We start from the raw sequence: 20,471 nt of genomic DNA on the forward strand, positions 1-20,471 counted from the left end.
CGGGCTTCGCCGGCATCCGTCAGCGCGCCGGGGGCGCCACGCGGGCGCGGATCAATGAGACTACGACGTCGGTGGTGCGCTCGAGGTGCGTTCGGCCGTCCGGAAGCTTGGCGGTCGCGCTGATGTAGCTGCGCGGACCGACGTGCGTGGCGGGCTCCAGCTGATGGACATTGACCAGACCCGCTTTGATCGCCCGATTCCAGGGGCTCATGCGGACTACGGGCCAGCGGGGCGGGAACATCCATCGCCCGACACCCGAAATGCGGTCGAATCGGCTCGTCAGGTCGTGCACGTGCTCAGCGGCGGAGAGGTCATTCGCCCCATTGTGAAAGCCGCCGATGTTGATCAGGATCAGCGGCGCCTTGAGCTGCGCGAAGAGTTCGGACACGGCGCCGGTGGCCACCTGGGCTCCGCCGCTGTACGAAAGCAGGACCACCGGCACGCCGTTGCCTGCCACGTATCCTGCGCCGCGAAGCTGCTCCGCGATCTGCTGGCCCACGGCCCGGTTATACAGCGGTCGGTAGCGCCGGTCAGCGGCGACGAAGGTCTGCATGACGTTGTGCAGGAACAAAACGATCCCGGCGTGGCGACGGAGCCAGTCCCAGATTCGGCGGCCGGCCAGCGGCATCGCGAGTGGTGAGTAGGGCTGGATCTGACCGAGGACCCGCATCTCGGGTGCGGCGTCGATAATGGCCCGCACGAGCCGGCCGCCGTCGCGCGTGTCGGTGAGGCGGCGTTTCCCGATGCCGTCGAGATAAATCACATAGCTGCTCGGCGGGCGATCGGCAGGTGCGCCGCGTGCATACGGGATGTCCTCGGGCAGCGGTGACGCGGGATTCCTCCAGCCGGCCGCGTAAACCATCACTTCGTAGCGAGCGAGGATGGCCTCCGCGAGAATGATGGGGCCAATGACCAGCGCGAGCAGCAACAGAGTCATGCGGCGGCCCTCGGTTTCGGTCCGACCACCACGACGCGTCCGACCAGCACCCGCAGCAGACCGACAAAGGCAGCCAGCCCGATGCCAGCGATGGCTATACATCCCGCAGCAGCCGGCCAGGGCATCCCGGTCGCGTCGATCAGCTGATCCAGCAGTCCCAGCCCCACGCCAAATATCAGCAGGCCGTGGAGGAACGGGCCGATCAGAGGGAACGAGATAATCGCGGCCACCACCAGCGGAGCGATGAGATCTACGGTCCAGTTCACGGGTGCAGGTCCCGTGGCGGGCGCCCCGAACAGCGGTGCGAGCAGCGACGCGCAGATCGGCCACAGCGCGAAGACGGTGGCATCGATCGCCGCGCCGGTGAGAAGCAGACTGAAGAGGATCGGCTTGGGAATCTCGGCCCGGGAACTGCTGGCGCGACGCGAGAGTAGCGGGAGAATGCGACCCGCTGATTCGGATAGCCCAGCCAGGATCAGCAACGCCACCACCGCGGGGCTCACGGTTGCCTCCACGTGTGTGCGCCGTCTTCCCGAAAGTGGCCTCGTTCGGCATAAGCCTCTAGCTCGTCTGCGGCACGGATGTGTCCGCCGGCGTCGAGCTGCGCTTGCTGAAGATCAGCGGTCGCGGCGCGAAAGCTCGGTTCGGCGAGCAGGCGCGCCGCCTGTTCTTGGACAGCGGCTGATGTCGCCTTTCGGGGGTCGATAGAAAGGCCGGCACCAACATCGACGACACGACGCGCCACTTCTGGCTGATCCGCACCTTGGGGGATCACGAGCACGGGCACGCCGGCGTGGAGCGCCTCGTTCACGCTGTTCATTCCGCCATGAGTGACGAACGCGGATGCTCGGGCGAGGACGTCGGGCTGTGGGACGAACCGCCGCGCGATGACGTTCACCGGAAGAGCGCCGATGGCGCGCGAATCGGTGCGACCAGTCGCCAGCACGACGGAGCCGCCTAGCGGAGCCAAACCCTCTGCAATTGCTCGGAGTAGTTCTGGGGCCGTCTCGAAGACCGTGCCGAACGACGCGAGAAGGACGGGTGCTCGCAGGCGATCAAAGGGAAACGTCGGGTCCACTGGCCTGGCCCCGATACTGGCTCCGACGAAGCGGTACGTCTGATCGAAATGCTCAGCATGCGGCTGAAACTCCTTCGACGTGAAGACCAGGTTTAACGACTCTGCGACATTCGCTAGGTCGACTCGGGGGAGGCCCCGCGTGTCGTAGCGCCGGTCCAGCGACCATCGTGCCGCGAAGTATCGCGCGGCGCTTCTTGGATGGGCACCGATTTCCCTCCAGATCGCACGTGGTGCTGTCGGGCTAGGCGTCGCGGTGCTGAATCCGAACGTGGTGAACGTGGCAGCGGCCGGCACCTTCAGGCTCCGCGCCGCGATGAGACCCCATGGGCATGCCGCTCCATGAACGATCAGGTCGGGAGGAGTGCGTCCAATATCGCCAAGCACGACAGGGACGTTTCGTTGAGCCGCCTCGGCAAGCGATTGGAGCATGCCCAGTGGCGTCGGGTGCTTGGCCACCAGTGGGTCGCCCCGCGGATACAGGTGTACGCGTGCGCCAGTCGCACGGATCGTGTCCGTGAACTCCGGGGCAGTCCAGTAGCCAATGGAGTGACCGCGGCGAACCAGCTCGGCCACGACTGGAAGAGTGGGGTTCACATGCCCGTGCATGGCGACATTCATGAACATGATGTTGCTCATCGGCGGTGCCTCCGTGATCTTGAGCTTCCAGCGCGGCGTCGGCGGATGTCGATGGCCGGGTCGCTAGGCCCGGGTCACCTGCACCTCATCGCGGCGGGTTCGCCGGAAGCCACTCCTCCAGCGTCGTCTCGAACTGGCGGACACCGCCGACGGGCATGAGAGTGCGTTCCTCCATGTGGGCGCCGAAGTACTCGGCGCTCGGGTCTGTCACCACCTCGCGGCCGTCCCCGCGGAAGGACAGCCCTCGTCCGACCATCTCGTCGAGCCCCATGACCTCGGGTCCAGCGATCTCGATGTCGGCGTTGAGCGGATCGCCGACGGCCGTCCGGGCGACCGCTGTCGCAACATCCTCGGCGGCGATCGGCTGAACGAGGTTGCCCGGCAGGTGGACGGCGTCGCCATTGCCCGAAACGCCGGCAATGCCGCCGATGAACTCGAAGAACTGCGTTGCGTGAATGATCGAATACGGAAGGCCGGACTCCCGGATCAACTCCTCCTGTGCCGACTTCGCGGCGAAGTAGGGGATTACGTTGGGGCGGTTCGTCCCTACGACGGTCAGCGCGACGTAGTGCCCGACGCCTGCGTTGCGCGCCGCGGCGATGAGGTTGCGCGTCGAGGTCGTGAAGAAGTCCATCACATCGTCGGGAGCGAACGAGGGTGAGTTCGACACATCGACAACGACCTGTGCGCCTGACAGTGTCTCCACGAGTCCTTCGCCCGTGATGGTGTTGACGCCTGAGTTCGGCGATGCGGCGACCGCCTCATGTCCGTGCTCAGTGAGCTTCGCGACGACCTTCGAGCCGATCAATCCCGAACCGCCGATGACGACGACCTTTGCCATGATGAGCCTTTCGTTGAGGAGCGCGAGGAGATGCGCTCACCAGCTACGACAAGACGGGTGGCCAATCTGTGACACCAGCGACGCGTCGGCGCCCAGGGCGACTACGAACACAGGGTGATGATGGAAGAGCGGCGGGACGATCAAGGAATGACGACGATGCACGCAGGCACCTTCTGTGGCCACTTCTGGATCCGTTGAAAACACTGCGATGTAGTGTCAACCTTGTTACATGAGTCGCGGACGCTATTCCAAGCGAAAAGCTGCATATGACCACGCCCCGGTCTCATCAGCAGTAGCGGCGCAGAACATCGTCGCGAGTGTTCCTGCGGAGACGCCTGTCGACAAGAGAGCTAGTCCACCGGGTGCGGCATTCGGTTTAGCTACTCCCTCCGCCGAAGCATCACAGACCGGCGCGCAACTAGCGCGTCCCTCAGAACCGCCGACTGTTCGTAAGCACGCTCGGACGTTGGCGCGTACCGAACTGCGACGGCTCGCTGACCTATCCAAAGAGCTGACGAAGTTGCATCGACGAGAACAGCAGCTATTGAAAGAGCGCGACGCTCTGATCGCACAATTGCGCAGTGAGGGGGAGTCGTGGGCTTCGCTCTCCTCGCGTACCGGTCTCAGTCGGCAAGCCCTGAGTAAACGGATCAACCCCTAGTCAGCCCCGCACCCAGGACACCACAAGAACGCGACGTGAACGCTCATCGGTCCGCGCTCGGGACCGCAGAGAACATCGTCAGTAGTCTGCTCGCGCTTCTCGGTCGATGTCGAGTTCGGTTTTGTAATCCGTCCACGCTTGAGTTGGGACTTTCTAGGGGAGTCGCGTGGGGGCCGTAGCAACGGGCGCCGTGCACGTGACTCGTTTCGCGCGCTCCGTGCACAGCGTTGGTATTGCGTACGCCACGCATGGGTCGGCCCGGTATTGCTGATCGATGCGTCCTGGTTGAGCCATCCGCTGAGGCATGGCGCTGCAGCGGGGGTTCGTTGGATTGGGCCTTGACCACCTTGTCGAGGGGTGTGGCCTCGAATCGCCCGGCGGCGTACCGTGGGAGTCAGTAGGCGTAGCCAGAGCCTCCCGCGAGCCCGTGGAAGGCGTCGGGCCGCCGAACCAATGTCGAGGTTTACCTCCATCGGACCGCCCACAAATCGCCCGCGTTTGCTCCGAATGTCGGCGATTTTCAATGCATCTACGTGTCGTGGCATGTACTCGAGAGCGGCGTCATTGCGCGAATTATGCTGCTCGAAGTGGGGCAGTCCATCGCCCACAGGTTCATTCGATTCCCCCCATCTCCACGATCCGCTGTCACAGGAGAGGGCCCGAGAACCGCCTAACTAGGCGGATTTCGGGCCCTCTTCATTGTGTGGGCCGGCACCACCGGCATCCAGGTACAAGAGAAGCGAGGCGGAGTCAGTTGTTGCCGAGGTCTCCGTGCAACAGCCCGATGTGCTCCGCGTCGCGCTCCACTTCCTGAGGGTCGGGACGGCGGGGATCCTGTGGACGTGGGTCGTCGACGAGGGTGGATTCGAGGTTCAGCTCGGAGACGGGGACCGGGTCTGCTTCCCGGCGCAGCTGATCCATGACTTCGTGTTCGACGAGGACGGGGATGAAGTCGCGCACGTGCGCTCCGTCCAGGCTGTGTGCCGAGTCGCTGACGAGCGACTCGATTCGGTTGCGGTCGATATTCGGATAGCGAGTTGCGACTCGATCGACTGTCGGGTCGAGAGAAGCCGCGTCTGCGTGCTGATCGGGGGCGTCGGAGTTCTCCATAGCGCCATTGTCAACGGCAGGCGTCGCCTGCGCCAGTCCTTACGGGGTCGAGCGACCGAGGTCTTGACCCGGTCAGGGGTCTTCGGGATGCTCGGAACTGCGTGCCCATCAGGCGTCCCGAGAGAAGAGGCCATGTCCAGAGTCGTGTGGTTCGACATCCCCGTGACCGACATGACGCGAGCGATCGCGTTCTACGAGGCGCTCACCGGCGACCGGCTCATTCGGCTCCCCGTCGGCGAGGGAAAGGAGACCGCCGTCTTCGCCGCCGAGGAGGGAGGAGCCGCAGGATGCCTCTTCGCAGCGCCCGAAGATGAGCCGTCGCACTTCGGGTCACGTGTCTACTTCGACGCCGGTCCGTCGCTCGACCGCTGGCTGGAGCGGGTCGAATCCGCCGGAGGGCGGATCCTCGTGCCGAAGACCGAGATCGGCGGCGGGCGCGGCGTGTTCGCCTACATCGAGGATTCCGAGGGCAACCGCGTCGGGCTGAATTCTCCGGAGTGACATTCGGCTACCGACCACGTCCGGCTCGGGCGGGTCAGATCAACCACGCGTGATCGATCGGGATCTGCGACCCGAGGACGTTCTGCGCCGCGCGGTGGCCCGAGAACATCGCCGCCGCGACCGTCGCAGGGTCCTCGGTCCACGTCGCCTCGCCGGCGAGGTGCAGCACCCCGCCGATCGGGCTCGCCAGCGTGTCGTGATCGGCCGTCGTCGACCCGACCGCCATGTAGGCGTACGAGCCCTGCGACCAGGGGTCATCCTGCCAGTCGGTGACGTGCACGTGCGTGGGTCGGGGTACTGCGTCGCCGTAGAGCCGGCGCAGCTGGACGAGGATCGAATCGACGATCTCGTCTTCGGACCAGTCTCGAGTCTCGATCGCGGCGGGTCCGGCGGCGAAGGTCAGCAGTGTGGGAGTGCCGTGCAGGGCGGTGAGGTCGTACCAGGAGTGCCACCAGCGGCTCTCGGGTCCCTGCTGCCGGATCGCGTAGACGTCGTCATCCCAGAACTTGCTCGGGAATCGAAGGAACACCTTCTCGAACGCATTCATCCTCAGGCGGCTGAGCGCTCCGGCGACCGGCTCGGGCAGCGGAGGCGCGATGACGAGGTCTTCGGAGTGCAGCACCCCGACGGGCACGGTGATGACGGCGTCGGCGCCGTGGAAGATGCCGTGGTCGGTCGTCACCGTCACCCCGCCCTCTGCCCACTGCACCTCTGACACGATGTGCGTCAGACGGACGTCGAGGCCCTCGGCCAGCCGACGCGGGAGCCGGTCGTAGCCGTCAGGGAAGACGACCTCGTCCCCATCGATCGAGTCGTCGTCGAGGCCGTGGGCGGCGAGATCCTCGATCCACGCCCCGTACTGCTCCTCCGAGCGATGCTCGAGGTACTCCCGCACGCGCTGGATGCGGTCCTCGTCCCAGCCCTGGGCGGCGAGGGCCGTCTCCGTCACGTCGCGATACGACGCCTGCGGACCGGAGCCGGCGACGACGTCGCGCAGCGTGGCATCGACGACGTGGATGTCGGCGGCGAAGGCCTGCGCCGCGGCATCGGTCAATCGTGCTCCGTCCGGCCCGTAGTACGCGATGGGCCGGCTGTCGGGCTGATACCCGCCGACCGTGAACTCGACCATCGGCATGCCGAACGCGGCGGCGGCGGCGGCCACCGGCGAGCCGTCCACGCCATGGATCCACGATGCGCCCATGTCGGTGGTGAGGCTGAAGCGGCGGTCGGTGGACACTCGGCCACCGACCCGATCGCGGGCCTCCAGCACGACCACGTCGCGGCCCGCTTCGACAAGCAGCCTGGCGGTGGTCAGGCCCGCGACTCCGGCGCCGACCACGATCGTCTCAACGTGCTCCATCGCCGACCTCTCCTCGAAGCTCACCCGCCCGCGCGTTCGACGCTACCGGTCGGACCGCGCCGGCGTCCGCTCAGGCAGCGGCTGCGCCACGGATTCTGGTCGTGAACGGTCAGCGCCCGTTCCGATCACAGTGAGATGTCCGAATACCTCCGCCTCATGTCGCTCGAGCACCTCACCCGCGTCGCGACAGGAGGAGAGGATCGCTGCATGAGCCATCCGAAGCACACCGCCCTCCTCGTCATCGACGCCCAGGAGTCCTTCCGTCAGCGAGCCGATGACTGGGCGCGGACGGCCAACCCCGGCGTCCTGACCAATATCGCTCGGCTCGTCGATCACGCTCGATCACGCGGCGATGTCGTCGTGTGGATCACGCACTCCGAGCCGGGCACCGGCGGCGTCTTCGACCCGGCGCTGGGCTTCGTGGAGGTCATCTCCGAGCTCCGACCCGCCGCCGACGAGCTCCGGGTCACGAAGACGTCCATCAACTCCTTCACCTCGACCGATCTCGAACGACAGCTGAGATCGCTCGAGGTTCAGAGGGTCGTCGTGTGCGGCATCCGCACAGAGCAGTGCTGTGAGACCACGGCCCGTGTGGCGAGCGATCTCGGCTTCGACGTCGACTTCGTCACGGATGCCACGACCACTTCGGCGATCTCCGCGACCGAGTCCTACGCCGAGGTCTCGGGAGAGGACCTGATGCGTCGCAGCGAGAGCATCCTCGGCGCGCGGGGATTCGCGAGAATCATCACCACGTCCGAGCGCGTGCACATCTCGACGGCCGCCTGACCGTACAGAGCTCAGCCGGCACGCTGCTCGTGAATCGTCGACTCGAGGCTCGCGCCGTTGAGGTCGATGTACATACGACGCTCGGTGACCGAGAGCGTGAGGCTGTTACGACGCTCGAGCACGGCGGTGGCCGCCTCGACGAACCCCGGATCGAAGCTGTACAAAGGGATCTCGGGCGCGCGATGGATTCGCTTGCCCGCCCAAGGCGTCGCGACCTTGGCGGGATCGCGATGCGTGTACACGGCGGTCCGGACCGCCTGCATGCTGCCGAAGTGAAGGCGGGCCGCGTCCGGCGCCCCCACCTCGATCCAGGCGACGAGGGTGCCGGTGAGGTCGCGCACGAGCACGGCGGGCTCATCCGTCGCGGAGATCCCCTCGCTGAATCCGATGCCCTCTTCGAACTCGAGGCAGTAGGCCAGCACTCGGGTGAGCATGAAGGCATCGGTCTCGGAGGGATGGCGTGCCACGCGAAGCGTCATGTCCTCGTACACGCCGCGATCCACATCGGCGAGCTGGACCGTGAACGTGTGGATCGTCGCGCCGGCTGCCATAACGGTCGAGCCTACGCGTCTTCACCCCGCCAGCCGGGCACGGTGCCGGCGTACCGCGTCGCGGTTCGCGCATCGCACGGAGCAGTAGCGTTGACGGCCGTTCCGTGTCACGTCGACGACCACGTTCCGGCATACGTCAGCGGGCAGGCGACCGGCCGCGCACCGCGAGAGGCGATGCATGCCGCGCGTGGTCAGGTGCAGAGCCGTTCCGACGCTGATGACCGCGTGGAGGACGCGAGCGAGCGTGTCATCGTCATCCCGGTAGTGAAGATGCCACCCTTCGCCGTCGTGATCGGTCAGGCGCGGATAGGCGGCGACGGTCGCCATGTGCACATTGAGAAGTCGCGCACGCTCACGGGGGTCTTCGGCGTCGACGACGGACAGCCAGTCGTCGACGACTCGACGCGACTGCCCGTGATCGTCGGATGCGTGGGCGAACTGCATGGTCATGCCGAAGTCCCGTGTGCGCGAGACGATGCCCTCGCGATCCGCCGGCCAGTCGTCGGCGAGCGACCCGGCAAGGAGGACGGCGTACTCGCCGTAAGGGTTGAGATGCATAAGACCATTACAGCATCGTGTGAGCATGACGACGAGATCGACCTCGGCAGACACCCCGCCCTTCGACCTGGCCGTGGTCCACGAGCACGGCTGGATGGTGGAATCCGCGCACGCGACGTCCCAGGGGCGCGTGCTGTACGTACGATGCGCGGTGTGCGGCACGCGGCGCGTGGACGTCGAACGCGATCCGGCTCAGCCCCCGACGGCACTCAGCGTCGTGTCGGGTGCGGGATCGGGATCGGCGTGATCCTGACGTCAATCACACGAACCCGCTCGCGCGCAAGCGCCTCGGCCGCGGCATCCGTCTGACCTATCGTCGCTCGCAGAACCCGAGAAGTCCGACGATCGAGGGGAAGAGATGTCTCGCAACGTGAGAGAGCTGCGCTGCAGTCCCGACGACGTCTTCGCGGTGCTCAGCGACGGCTGGCTCTATCCGTGCTGGGTGGTGGGGGCGTCGCGCATGCGCGAGGTCGATGAGACGTGGCCGATGGCCGGAGCAGAGCTGCACCATTCGTTCGGCGTGTGGCCGGCACTGATCAACGACAAGACGGTCGTCGAGGAGTTCATCACCGGACGCCGCATGGTGATGCGTGCCCGAGGCTGGCCGATCGGCGAGGCGCGGGTCACGCTGGACGTGAAGGAGCGGGGCGACGGGTGCGTCGTGCGCATCCAGGAAGAGGCCGTCGCGGGCCCGGGACGGTTCGTCCCCGAGCCGGTCATGGATGTGATGCTGCACTGGCGCAACAACGAGACCCTGCACCGGCTGGCGTATCTGGCGGAGGGACGTGCGACACGACCGGCCGGCGCCAGCACGGCGGAGAAAGAGATGGCATCGACGGGGGAGAGCGGGACGACGGTCACGTGAGCACCGGGACGCGAAGCACAGCCGACCTCGACGCCGTCGTGGTGGGCGCCGGGCCGAACGGCCTCGCGGCGGCGGTCACCCTGGCACGCGCGGGGCTGAAGGTGCGCGTCTACGAGCGGGCGGACCAGGCGGGCGGCGGTGCGGCGACGAAGGAGCTGACACTCCCCGGCTTCTGGCACGACGTGTGCTCGGCGGTGCATCCGATGGCGTTCGAGTCCCGGTTCTTCCGCGAGTTCGGCCTTCGCCGTCGCGTCGAGTTCGTGACCCCCGACATCTCGTTCGCCCACCCTCTGGACGGTGGCCGAGCCGGGATCGCCTACCGCGACCTCGCTCGGACACGGGACGAGCTCGGCCGTGACGGCCGCGCGTACGAATCCCTCATGAGGCCGCTGGTGGAGCATTCGACCGAGGTCGCCGAGTTCACCGGCTCGTCGCTGCTGTGGATCCCGCGCGACATCCCGACGGCTCTCGCTTTCGGGCTGCGTGCGCTCGAGCAGGGCAGCCCCGCCTGGAAGGCGCGTTTCCAGGACGACGCCGCACCGGCGATGCTCACGGGTGTCGCGGCTCACACGATCCTCTCGCAGCCGAGCATCGCGGCCGCCGGTGCCGGGCTCGCCCTGGGCGCCTATGCCCACGCCCGCGGATGGCCGATTCCCGTCGGCGGGAGCCAGGCGATCATCGACGCCATGCTCGATGATCTGCGCTCGCACGGTGGCGAGATCCTCCTCGGCCAGGAGGTGAGCTCTCTGCGCGAGATCCCGGCTGCGCGCGTCACCCTTCTCGACGTCACTCCGCGCGCGCTCGTGCGGATGGCGGGCGACGCTCTGCCCCCGGGGTATCGCCGCGCACTGCAGAACTTCCGGTACGGAGGCGGCGTCGCAAAGGTCGACTTCGCGCTCAGCGACGCCGTGCCGTGGGCCGACCCCGGTGCGCGTCAGGCCGGAACGGTGCACGTCGGCGGAACGCGGGACGAAGTCGCGGATGCCGAGAACGACGTCAATCGCGGTCGCCTCCCCGAGCGTCCCTATGTGCTGGTCTCGCAGCCGTCGCTCTTCGATGCGAGCCGTGCGCCCGCGGGGAAGCACACGCTGTGGACGTACACGCACGTTCCCGCGGGCAGCCGGGTCGACCGGCAGGAGGCGGTCATCCGGCAGATCGAGCGGTTCGCCCCGGGCTTCCGCGACACGATCCTCGCCGCGGGCTCGCGCAACGCCGTCGAGGTGGAACGGCACAACCCGAACTATCCCGGCGGCGACATCGCCGCCGGCGCACCCACGCTCTGGCAGATCGTGCGCCGTCCCGTGCTGAGCCCGGACCCGTGGCGTACGCCGCTGCGCGGCGTGTACCTCGCGTCGGCATCAGTGGCGCCCGGGCCCGGCGTGCACGGGCTGCCCGGCTGGTTCGCCGCGCGCAGCGCGCTGCGTCACGACTTCGGGACGCGGGCGCTGCCCGATCTCTCGCCGCGCGACTGAGCACCGTTCCTCGGGCGCCGATCGGGACGGTCTTTCCGTCGTTCGGCACGCGGCGTCACGGTCCGTGGGACAATCCGACTCGTGGAAAACCTGACGCTCATCGAGCGCTCTCCCGATCCCGAAGACGTCGCCGCCCGCTCGCGCACCCACCGCTCGATCGCCGACAAGATCCGCGCCATGGGGCAGAACCGGATCGGGGCGCTGCTGCTCCTGATCGCGACTCTCGTCGCGATCCTGTGGGCGAACATCTCGACCGGCTCGTACGAGTCCTTCTGGGAGACGCACATGACCGTCGGCCTGGGCGACCTGCAGCTGGATTTCACGCTGCACGCACTGGTCAACGACGCGCTGATGGCGATCTTCTTCTTCACCGTCGGTCTGGAGGTCCGCCGCGAGTTCGCGATCGGCGAGCTGACGAGCTGGCCGCGCGCGATGGTGCCTGTGATCGCGGCGGTCGCGGGGCTGGTCCTGCCGGCGCTCCTCTTCGTGCTCATCGCGCGAGGCTCCCGCTACGAGCACGCATGGGGCATCGTGATCTCGACCGACACCGCGTTCCTCGTCGGGGCGCTGGCGTTGGTCGGCCCACGCGTGCCGGGACGGCTGCGTGTGTTCCTCCTCGCCCTGGCGGTCGTGGACGACATCGGCGCCCTCTCGATCATCGCTCTCGTCTACACGGCGAACTTCACCCCGCTCCCGCTGGCGATCGCAGCCGTGGGTCTGGCCGGCGTGTACTTCACGCGATACTTTCCGACGGGCCGCGGTCCCGTCTACGCCACGCTGTCGATCATCGTGTGGCTCGCGTTTCTCGCCTCGGGCGTTCATCCGACGCTCGCGGGTGTGGCCATCGCGCTTCTGGTGCCGGTGTACCGGCCGGATCGGCGCGACGTCGAGCACGCGCTGGAACTGGCCAGGACGTTCCGGCAATCGCCGAACACCGAGTACGCGCGAGCCGCGGCGAACAGCCTGCGCGAGTCGATCTCGATCAACGAGCGGCTGCAGACCGCGTACGCGCCCTATGTCGCCTACGTCATCCTGCCGCTGTTCGCCCTCGCCAACGCGGGCGTCGTGCTCAGCCCCGACATCCTCGCGGGCGCCCTGGTGTCTCCTCTCACATGGGGCATCGTCGTCGGACTCGTCGTCGGCAAGATGATCGGCGTCTTCGGCTCGGCCGCCGTCATGAAGATCGCCCGCATCGGGGAGTTCGGAGCGGGTCTGACGCTGGACCGCCTGGCAGGCGGCGCGGCGCTGTGCGGCATCGGCTTCACGATCTCGCTGTTCATCGTGGACCTCGCGATCGCCGACGAGGAGGCGCAGAACGAGGCACGTGTGGGGGTGCTGGCGGCGTCGGTCATCGCGTTCGTCGTGGCCACCATCGTCTTTCGCATCTCGGACGCTCTCCGTCCCGACGATGACGCACGCCAGACTCTCGCACGGCCGGTGGACCCGCGGCGCGACCACGTCTTCGGGCCCGCCGATGCCCCGTTCACCATCGTCGAGTACGGCGACTTCCAGTGCGGCTTCTGCCTCAAGGCATCGGGGTCGATCCAGGAAGTGCACGGTGTGCTCGGCGACCGGCTGCGATACGTATGGCGTCACGCCCCGCTCACGCAGTACCACCCGAACGCGCTCGCGGGGGCCGAAGCCTCGGAGGCCGCCGCGCTCCAGGGCAAGTTCTTCGAGTTCGAGCGCGGTCTCTTCGCCGATCAGGAGAATCAGCGGCCGTCCGACATCGTCCGGCTCGCGCGCGAGCTCGGCCTCGACGTCGACCGGTTCGAACGGGATCTCACGTCCGCCGAGGTGACGGGTCGCGTGCAGGACGACATGCTGGATGCCGAAGCCATGGGGATCACATCGGTGCCGACGCTCTTCGTCAACGGCCGTCGCCATGTCGGGCCCTACGACGCGCAGTCCCTCATCCGCGCGCTGGAGGAGTCGGAGGCCGAATCCGCTCGAACGGTCCCCACGACGCCCGCGGCTCAGTAACCTGTTCGCGATGGGAACTCACGCCCCCGACCCGATCCAGCGACCCGAGCTGTCCGACGCCCAATGGGAGCGTCTGCGCGCCTACGGCACTCCCGAGGACGTCGCGCCCGGAGACTATCTCTTCCGATCCGGCGACCGTGACTACGACCTGATCCTGGTGGAGGAGGGCCAGGTCGAGCTCGTCCGCGATTCGCTCTTCTGGATCCAGGAGGCGGTGCTCGCTCACATGGGACCGCGCACCTTCGTCGGCGAGCTCGGCCTGCTCAACGGCCAGGGCGCCTTCCTCTCGGCGCGGGCGACCGAGGCGGGGCGAGTATTGCGCGTGAGCCGCACCGAGCTGCGGCGGATGATGGCCGAGGACGACGAACTGTGCGACCTCGTGCTGCACGCGCTGTGGGCACGACGGGAGTCCCTTCGCCGAGGACCGGCCGCGCTCACTCTCAAGTTCGTCGGCCAGAGCTCGTCGCGGGACTACCTCGCCCTCCAGCGCTTCGCCGAGCGGCTCGACCTGGTGCACAAGTCGGTCGACCTCTCGGCGACCGACCTCGGCGATCACGAGAAGCTCGGAGTGACCGTCGACGATCTGCCCATCGCCTACATCCAGGGTGAGCCGCTGCCGCGGGCGACGCCGGGAATGGTCGCCGAGCGGCTGGGGCTGGCCTACGAGGCGAACGGTGACGAAGTCGTCGATCTGGTGGTGGTCGGCGGCGGTCCGGCCGGACTCGCGGCCGCCATCTACGGCGCGTCCGAAGGGCTGAGCACGGTTCTCCTCGACGCGGTCGCACCGGGTGGCCAGGCGGCCTCGACCTCGCGCATCGAGAACTTCCTGGGCTTTCCGTTCGGAGTCAGCGGCGGAGACCTCATCGGTCAGGCGAGTCTTCAGGCGCTGAAGTTCGGAGTGCGCGTGTATGCCCCGTGCGAAGCGGTCGGACTGCAGCCCGACGGCGACGTCCTCGAGGTGACGCTGTCGGACGGCCGGCGCATCCGCGCGCGCAGCACGATCGTGACATCGGGCGCGGCGTACCGCCGACTGGACCTCGAGCGATGGCCGGACTTCGAGCGCGCCGGCATCTACTACGCGGCGACGCAGCTCGAGCTGCGGCAGGTCATGGAGTCGCCGGTCGTCGTGGTCGGAGGCGCCAACTCCGCCGGTCAGGCAGCGCTGTACCTGGCGGCGAACGGCTGCCCCGTGCATCTGGTGGCGCGCGGCGCCGATCTCGGCTCACGCATGTCGTCGTACCTCGTCGACCGGCTGATGGAGGATCCTCGCGTTCAGGTGCACACCGGGTCACGCGTCGTCGGACTCGACGGTGGAGTCGCGCTCGAGCGCGTCCGCATCGACAGCCTGGGTGAGGTCGATGCGCGGGGGCTGTTCTGTTTCATCGGCGCGGATCCTGCGACCGACTGGGTGTCGTCGTTGGACCGGGATCGGGACGGCTTCCTGCGGACGGGAACCGACATCGCCGCCCAGTCGCTCGAGCAGTGGCAGCGATTGGGACGCGAGCCACTGCCGTTCGAAACGTCGACGCCGCGGGTGTTCGCGGCGGGGGATGTGCGCCGAGGATCGATGAAGCGCGTCGCCGCTGCCGTCGGTGAGGGCTCCAGTGCGGTCGCATCGGTGCACCGCGCCCTGGCCGGGTGACATCGCCGAGTCGGACCTCTCGGCCGGTAGCCTGGCGAGAATGAGCATGAACGTCGTCGATCGGTCTCGCATCGACGTGCCGCTCGCGCGTCGGCTCGTGGCCGGGCAGTTCCCGGAGTGGGCCGACTTGCCGGTGCGCGTGATGGATCGCTCGGGCAACGATCACCGGATGTTTCGGCTCGGCGAGAACATGCTCGTGCGGTTGCCCGCCGACCCGGACTTCGTGCCGCAGGTGTCGAAGGAGCAGAAGTGGCTGCCGTGGCTGGCCCCCCGCCTTCCCCTGCCCGTTCCGCAGGTACGGGGAGCCGGACGGCCTTCACCAGACTTTCCCGCCCGATGGTCGGTCTACGGCTGGCTGGACGGAGAACCAGCCGCTGTGGCGAAGATCGACGACACGGCGCGCTTCGCGGGTGAGATCGCCGACTTCCTGGTCGCGCTGAGGAACGTTCCGGTACCGGCGGATGCCCCGGCACCGGGTCAGCACAGCGCTTTCCGCGGCGGGCCGCTCGATCACTGGGACGACGAGATGGCCGCACTCCTTCATCGAGTGCACGGCCGGGAGCGGGATCAGGCGGCGGGGATCTGGCGGGACGCGCTGGCCGCGCTGTTCGAGGGGCCGCCGGTGTGGCTGCACGGCGACGTCTCGGTGAACAACCTGCTGATCAGCGCCGGTCGGCTGTCGGCCGTGCTCGACTTCGGGTGCTCCGCGGTGGGCGACCCGGCGTGCGACACCGTGATGCGGTGGACGCTGTTCACCGGGCGGGCCCGCGACGAGTTCCGGCGACGCCTGGATGTGGACGAGGCGACGTGGGCCCGAGGACGAGGATGGGCGCTGTGGAAGGGGCTCATCATGATCACGAACAAGCCGCCGGGCCAGGCCGAATTCGCGCGCCGGGTGCTCGACGAGCTCTTCTCCGGCGTATAGCCCCAGCAGCGGCCCGACAGTTCCGCGCTCCCTTGTCAAGGGGTCGGCCGAGCCGGCCGCCACGTCGTAGCGTCGGCCCATGAATCCCGATGACAAGACCCGCTTCGCGGCGGGCGAGACCGACGAGATGCCTCCCGCCCCCCAGCGCACCCAGCTGTCGGAGCAGGAATCGCTGCGCAAGGACATGAGCTACAGCCCCGCGAGCGAGACCGAGACGCAGCGCAAGCAGGCCGACCCGCTCCCCGACACCGTCGATGACGACATCGACCCGGCGGATGTGCGCGCCGTGCCGGGCACCGGAGGCCCCGACGACACCGGAGACGTCGAGGTCGACCCCGAGGACCTCAACCTGCCCGGCCGGTCCTCGACGTCGCCGTGAGCCCTCACGCCCGGACCTCCCGGGAAGGGCCGGTCGTGGTGATCACCGGTGCCTCCAGCGGGATCGGGCGTGCCACAGCCCGGGAGTACGCGCGTGCCGGTGCACGACTCGTGCTGGCAGCGCGGAGCAGATCGGCCCTCGACACGGTGGTGGAGGAATGCCGCGGGCTTGGAGCGCAGGCGGTCGCGGTCCCCACAGACGTCTCGCGTGAAGCGGAGACGCGCGCTCTCGCCGCGTCGGCGGTGGGCGAGTTCGGTCGCATCGACGTCTGGGTGGGCAACGCGGGTGTCTTCAGCTACGGCGGCTTCGAGGACACTCCGTCGAGGGTCTTCCGCCAGGTCGTGGAAACGAACCTGATGGGCCAGGTGCATGGCGCCCGCGCGGTGCTGCCCTACTTCCGTCGGCAGGGGAGCGGCGCGCTCGTCCTCGTCGGCTCTCTGTACTCGCGCGTGGGGTCGGCGGAGATCTCGCCCTACGTCACGAGCAAGTTCGGGCTGCTCGGTTTCGCCGAGACACTCCGGCAGGAGCTGCGAGGAAGCGGCATCCGGCTCCGACTCATCCTTCCCGCCACGATCGACACCCCGATCTATCAGCACGCGGCGAACGTGACGCTCCGGCACGTTCACCCACTGCCTCCCGCGTCATCTCCGCGGCGTGTCGCGCGCGCGATCCTGCGAGCACCGGACCGCCGCCGATTCGCGACGTTCGTCGGCCAGTTCCAGCGAAGCGCGATCCTGCTGCATCGGGCCTCGCCCCGGGCATACGATGCGGTCTCCTCATTCCTCGTGCGCCGCGTGGAGCTCCGCGGAAGCGGTGCAGAGGTCACCGTAGGCACGGTGCTCGAATCGAGCGGCGAGGCAGGCCCGGTCACCGGCGGATGGCGTTCCGGCCGCCGACGCGCGGTCGCCGCTACGGCGCTCGCCGCCGCGCTCGCCGTGGCGGCTGCCCCGCTCGCGCGCCGACGATGAGCAGCGCACCCGACCGCGCTCGGGCCAGCACGGGTCAGCGGAACCCTTCGGTCTGCGTCCGCTCGTCCGCCACGCGCACGCCGTAGCGGTACGAGAGCTTGCCGCCGAGCCAGCCCGAGACGCCCAGCGCGCCCAGCCCGACGATGCTGAGGATGAAGCCGAGGATGCTCACGTCGTCGTCGTCAGCCGACCAGCGCACCAGCAGGTTGACGACGAAGAGCACCGTCACCCCCAGGTTGAGAGCCATGTGGACGGTCGCCGTCTTGCGTGCGGCCGTCCCGCGCGCGAGCTGGCTGTAGTCGAGAAACCCGACGCCCGCGGCGAGCACGGCGCCCACCAACCCGATGAGGATCAGCACCCGCGCGCCCGCGACCCAGGGCTCGGGGTCGTCGGATACGAGTCCGATGATGTCGAAGATGAGACTGGCGACCCATGCCCCGATCGGGATGGTCACGAGGATCGGATGGAACGGGTGGCCGTAGGGGCCGGCCACGGCCGAGCGGGGACGCTTGGCGCGCTGCTGCGGAGTGGTCTCTGACATTTCGGCGTTTCCCTTCACGTTGGTCGACCGATGCCGGTGCTGACCTCCAGTGAAATGCCTGTGCGCCCGATCGCCAGGGGGCTTGCGTCCCGCGCCGCCGATGTGCCAGCGGAGGCTACTCGGCTCGCTGTCGTGACGCCACCCCCTCGGGGGATCTGCCTGCGCGTACGTAGCCTCGCCGAACGTCGATCGCCCGGATCGGCGAGGGGGATGACAGTGACAAGGAGCGGTTGATGTTCTTCCACAAGCAGGAGTTGCAGTTCGCGGCGAGCCCGGCCAAGCCCGACGCGATCTTCGCGCGACGGTTGCAGGAGGTGCTCGGAGGGCAGTACGGCGAGATCACCGTCGCCATGCAGTACGGCTTCCAGTCATGGAACTGCCACATCCCCGGCAAGTACCGCGATCTTCTGTACGGCATCGGCGCTGAGGAGTTCGGCCATGTCGAGATGCTCGCGATCATGATCGCGCAGCTGCTGGAGAAGGCGCCGGTCGAGCAGTCCGAGGCCGCAGCGGCCTCGGATCCCGTCCTCGGCGCCGTGATCGGCGGCATGGACGTGCAGGCGGCCATCGTCGCGGGTGCCGGAGTGCGGCCCGTCGACAGCAACGGCAATCCCTGGCAGGGCTCGTACATCACCGCCAGCGGCAACCTGCTGGCCGACTTCACCGCGAACGCGAATGCCGAGATGCAGGGTCGGGTTCAGGTGGCGAGGATCTACAACATGACCGACGACCACGGCGTCCGCGAGCTGTTGTCGTTCCTGCTGGCGCGAGACACCATGCATCAGAACCAGTGGATCCGGGCCGCCCAGGAACTGCATGACGAGGGCGTGGAGGATCTTCCGGTGCCGAGCAACTTCCCGCTGTCGCAGGAGCAGCGCGACGTCGCGTACGAGTACATCAACTTCTCGGACGGCGCCGCCGCTGCGGAAGGCACCTGGGCTTCGGGGCCCACGCCGGACGGCAAGGGCGAATTCACCTACCTCGAAGGGCCCGAGACCTCGGTTCCGATGCCGCCGCCGACGCAGCCGGACCCCCGCTTCTACGGCACGGACGGCAAGCCGAACATCGTCGACAAGGCGACCGGCGTGATCAAGGACAAGCTCAGCGAGAAGTGAGCCCCCGCCGAGGGCCCCGTCAGGCTTTCGGCCACTCGATGAGGAGCAGACCCTGCTTGGTGTCGGCGAGCTTGACCCAGCCGTCGCCGAACAGGTAAGTCATGCCATACCCCTCTTCGTCGGTGGAGATCGTCGTGTCGGGGCTCTCGGTGATGTACACGCCCTCGGGACCCTCTTCTCGCAGCCACCCCTGGTCGATCAGCTCCGCCTGAGCGTCGGCGGCATCGCTCCCCGAGATGCGGGCCCATCCGAACATCTGACCGTGGTCGCCGGCAGGGCCCTCGAAGTCGGCCCACACGCACTGCATGCCATCGGTGACCTCGAGGCTGCCGATGTAGAGCGGCTCGGCCTGCGACGTCAGACCCTGACTCTCGAAGTCCGCGACGACCGACTCCGCGATGAGCGTCTCGCACGACGGGTCCTCGTCGCTCGCCGGTTCCGCAGTGGGCGTCGCGCTCGGCTCGGGCGCGGCCTCTGTCGGTGTCGGGGCAATGTCGGTCGCTTGCGGCGTCGCAGGCTCGGGCGATCCGGCGCACCCGGTCAGCAGAAGGGTCGCGGTCATGGCGGCCGCCACCAGGGCACCGAGGTGGAAGCGTGTGGGAGGCGTCACGGGTTCTCCGGAAGTGTGGGGGAGGCGGGCAGGAGGAGAAGCTCAGGGGCGGTGCAGAAGGTCGAGGAACGCGTCGTGCAGCACGCGATTCGTCGCGAGCGAGGAGAGCTCTGAGAGGGAGTCGCGGCCATCGAACGAGGTGAAGCGCCCGCCCGCCTCGGTGACGATCGGCACGAGCGCGGCGATGTCGTACTCCTTGACGCCGAACTCCGCGACGAACTCGAGCCGGCCTTCGGCAAGGAGCATGTACGGCCAGGCGTCGCCGTAGCCGCGGTCGCGCCAGACGGCGGCGGTCAGGCGCTCGAGGGCATCGAGTCTGCCGGCATCGCGCCACTGGCCGATGCTCTGAAAGCTGACGCTCGAGTCCTCGAGACGGTCGATGGTCGAGACCGCGAGGCGCACGGGATCACCCGAGGCGGAGGCGGTCCACGCGCCATGCCCGGTGGCCGCCCACCAGCGGCGGCCGATCGCCGGCTGGCTCGCCACCCCGACGCGCGGCACGCCGTCGATCGCGAGTGCGATCAGGGTCGTCCACATCGGGATGCCCTTGAGGTAGTTGGCGGTGCCGTCGATCGGGTCGATGATCCATTGACGGCTGGACTGGCCGGTGACGCCGAACTCCTCGCCGAAGATGCTGTCGCCGGGACGCTCGGCCTCGAGCAGCGAGCGGATCGCCTGCTCGGTCGCGAGGTCTGCCTCGGTGACGTGAGTGGCGTCCGCCTTCGTGCGGATCTCGAGATCGGCGGCATCGAAGCGCTGCATGGAGGCGGCGTCCGCGGCGTCGGCGAGGCGGAGCGCGAGTGCCAGATCGGCCTCCAGGTCTCCCGGGAACGGCGCGTCGAACGTCGGCTGGGGGAGGGGGGAGGTCACGCCCACAAGGATATCCGGCGCATCCCCGGCTCGATTTTTCGTTGACGCAATCGTGATGGTAATGTTGACCCTCGGTTCGCCC

Annotated in this window: 22 protein-coding genes; 11 read left to right on the plus strand and 11 right to left on the minus strand. The window is 68.1% G+C overall.

Annotated elements, in window-relative coordinates:
- Positions 1-19 precede the first annotated feature (19 nt).
- The 5 genes from WYM_RS05685 to WYM_RS21915 all read right to left on the minus strand — a co-directional run bounded on the left by WYM_RS05685 (position 20) and on the right by WYM_RS21915 (position 5,263).
- Positions 20-937: a hypothetical protein gene (locus WYM_RS05685; RefSeq protein WP_019179866.1), complete on the minus strand. Its 918-nt coding sequence runs from the start codon at positions 935-937 to the stop codon at positions 20-22.
- Positions 934-1,440 (minus strand): hypothetical protein, encoded by a 507-nt coding sequence (locus WYM_RS05690; RefSeq protein ID WP_040569103.1) that lies wholly within the window; start codon positions 1,438-1,440, stop codon positions 934-936. The genes WYM_RS05685 and WYM_RS05690 overlap by 4 nt, the downstream gene beginning before the upstream one ends.
- Positions 1,437-2,651 (minus strand): macrolide family glycosyltransferase, encoded by a 1,215-nt coding sequence (locus WYM_RS21395; RefSeq protein WP_083866150.1) that lies wholly within the window; start codon positions 2,649-2,651, stop codon positions 1,437-1,439. Before WYM_RS21395 ends, WYM_RS05690 begins: the two co-directional genes overlap by 4 nt.
- An 85-nt stretch (positions 2,652-2,736) precedes the next feature.
- Positions 2,737-3,492, minus strand: coding sequence for an SDR family oxidoreductase (locus tag WYM_RS05710; protein WP_019179871.1), 756 nt, complete (start codon positions 3,490-3,492; stop codon positions 2,737-2,739).
- Between the two features lie 1,411 nt (positions 3,493-4,903).
- The gene (locus WYM_RS21915) at positions 4,904-5,263 is read right to left on the minus strand and encodes a three-helix bundle dimerization domain-containing protein (RefSeq protein WP_019179872.1); all 360 of its coding nucleotides are present in this window, start codon (positions 5,261-5,263) and stop codon (positions 4,904-4,906) included.
- 132 nt (positions 5,264-5,395) lie between these two features.
- Between WYM_RS21915 and WYM_RS05720 the strand changes: the two genes are divergently transcribed.
- The gene (locus tag WYM_RS05720) at positions 5,396-5,764 is read left to right on the plus strand and encodes a VOC family protein (protein ID WP_019179873.1); all 369 of its coding nucleotides are present in this window, start codon (positions 5,396-5,398) and stop codon (positions 5,762-5,764) included.
- A 34-nt stretch (positions 5,765-5,798) separates the two neighbouring features.
- On the opposite strand, the gene WYM_RS05725 is transcribed toward WYM_RS05720, so the two are convergent.
- Positions 5,799-7,124: a flavin monoamine oxidase family protein gene (locus WYM_RS05725; protein WP_019179874.1), complete on the minus strand. Its 1,326-nt coding sequence runs from the start codon at positions 7,122-7,124 to the stop codon at positions 5,799-5,801.
- 207 nt (positions 7,125-7,331) lie between these two features.
- Between WYM_RS05725 and WYM_RS05730 the strand changes: the two genes are divergently transcribed.
- A complete protein-coding gene (locus WYM_RS05730; RefSeq protein WP_040569104.1) occupies positions 7,332-7,910 on the plus strand; it encodes an isochorismatase family protein in 579 nt (192 codons plus the stop codon).
- 11 nt (positions 7,911-7,921) lie between these two features.
- Here the strand turns inward: WYM_RS05730 and WYM_RS05735 are convergent, their stop codons facing one another.
- Both WYM_RS05735 and WYM_RS05740 read right to left on the minus strand, forming a co-directional pair.
- Entirely contained in the window at positions 7,922-8,461 is a 540-nt protein-coding gene (locus tag WYM_RS05735) for a YaeQ family protein (RefSeq protein ID WP_019179876.1), read from the minus strand.
- Between the two features lie 21 nt (positions 8,462-8,482).
- Positions 8,483-9,019 carry a CGNR zinc finger domain-containing protein gene (locus WYM_RS05740; protein ID WP_019179877.1) on the minus strand — a complete coding sequence of 179 codons (537 nt, stop codon included), beginning with the start codon at positions 9,017-9,019 and terminating at the stop codon, positions 8,483-8,485.
- A gap of 25 nt (positions 9,020-9,044) precedes the next feature.
- On the opposite strand from WYM_RS05740, the gene WYM_RS05745 reads away from it, so the two are divergent.
- The 8 genes from WYM_RS05745 to WYM_RS19365 all read left to right on the plus strand — a co-directional run bounded on the left by WYM_RS05745 (position 9,045) and on the right by WYM_RS19365 (position 17,253).
- Positions 9,045-9,266 carry a hypothetical protein gene (locus WYM_RS05745; RefSeq protein ID WP_019179878.1) on the plus strand — a complete coding sequence of 74 codons (222 nt, stop codon included), beginning with the start codon at positions 9,045-9,047 and terminating at the stop codon, positions 9,264-9,266.
- Positions 9,267-9,377: 111 nt separating this feature from the next.
- Entirely contained in the window at positions 9,378-9,884 is a 507-nt protein-coding gene (locus tag WYM_RS05750; RefSeq protein WP_019179879.1) for an SRPBCC family protein, read from the plus strand.
- Complete coding sequence (locus WYM_RS05755) at positions 9,881-11,356, plus strand: phytoene desaturase family protein (RefSeq protein WP_019179880.1); 1,476 nt, start codon at positions 9,881-9,883, stop codon at positions 11,354-11,356. The genes WYM_RS05750 and WYM_RS05755 overlap by 4 nt, the downstream gene beginning before the upstream one ends.
- 81 nt (positions 11,357-11,437) lie before the next feature.
- Positions 11,438-13,339: a Na+/H+ antiporter NhaA gene (nhaA, locus tag WYM_RS05760; RefSeq protein WP_019179881.1), complete on the plus strand. Its 1,902-nt coding sequence runs from the start codon at positions 11,438-11,440 to the stop codon at positions 13,337-13,339.
- A 10-nt stretch (positions 13,340-13,349) separates the two neighbouring features.
- Positions 13,350-14,981, plus strand: a complete 1,632-nt coding sequence (locus WYM_RS05765) for an FAD-dependent oxidoreductase (protein ID WP_019179882.1) — start codon at positions 13,350-13,352, stop codon at positions 14,979-14,981.
- Positions 14,982-15,021: 40 nt separating this feature from the next.
- Positions 15,022-15,906 (plus strand): aminoglycoside phosphotransferase family protein, encoded by an 885-nt coding sequence (locus tag WYM_RS05770; protein ID WP_202802628.1) that lies wholly within the window; start codon positions 15,022-15,024, stop codon positions 15,904-15,906.
- Positions 15,907-15,985: 79 nt separating this feature from the next.
- Entirely contained in the window at positions 15,986-16,285 is a 300-nt protein-coding gene (locus WYM_RS05775) for a hypothetical protein (RefSeq protein ID WP_019179884.1), read from the plus strand.
- A 35-nt stretch (positions 16,286-16,320) separates the two neighbouring features.
- The gene (locus tag WYM_RS19365; RefSeq protein WP_019179885.1) at positions 16,321-17,253 is read left to right on the plus strand and encodes an SDR family NAD(P)-dependent oxidoreductase; all 933 of its coding nucleotides are present in this window, start codon (positions 16,321-16,323) and stop codon (positions 17,251-17,253) included.
- A 34-nt stretch (positions 17,254-17,287) separates the two neighbouring features.
- Here the strand turns inward: WYM_RS19365 and WYM_RS05785 are convergent, their stop codons facing one another.
- Positions 17,288-17,794 carry a DUF2231 domain-containing protein gene (locus tag WYM_RS05785; protein WP_019179886.1) on the minus strand — a complete coding sequence of 169 codons (507 nt, stop codon included), beginning with the start codon at positions 17,792-17,794 and terminating at the stop codon, positions 17,288-17,290.
- Positions 17,795-18,027: 233 nt separating this feature from the next.
- Between WYM_RS05785 and WYM_RS05790 the strand changes: the two genes are divergently transcribed.
- The gene (locus tag WYM_RS05790; RefSeq protein ID WP_019179887.1) at positions 18,028-18,909 is read left to right on the plus strand and encodes a manganese catalase family protein; all 882 of its coding nucleotides are present in this window, start codon (positions 18,028-18,030) and stop codon (positions 18,907-18,909) included.
- A gap of 19 nt (positions 18,910-18,928) precedes the next feature.
- Here WYM_RS05790 and WYM_RS05795 read toward each other — a convergent pair whose 3' ends face one another.
- Positions 18,929-19,519 carry a hypothetical protein gene (locus tag WYM_RS05795; RefSeq protein ID WP_019179888.1) on the minus strand — a complete coding sequence of 197 codons (591 nt, stop codon included), beginning with the start codon at positions 19,517-19,519 and terminating at the stop codon, positions 18,929-18,931.
- A gap of 42 nt (positions 19,520-19,561) precedes the next feature.
- Positions 19,562-20,395 carry an inositol monophosphatase family protein gene (locus WYM_RS05800; protein ID WP_019179889.1) on the minus strand — a complete coding sequence of 278 codons (834 nt, stop codon included), beginning with the start codon at positions 20,393-20,395 and terminating at the stop codon, positions 19,562-19,564.
- Positions 20,396-20,471 lie beyond the last annotated feature (76 nt).

Origin of the sequence: Microbacterium yannicii PS01 (assembly GCF_000304335.1) — a bacterium.
In the GTDB taxonomy this organism is placed as follows: Bacteria; Actinomycetota; Actinomycetes; order Actinomycetales; family Microbacteriaceae; genus Microbacterium; species Microbacterium yannicii_A.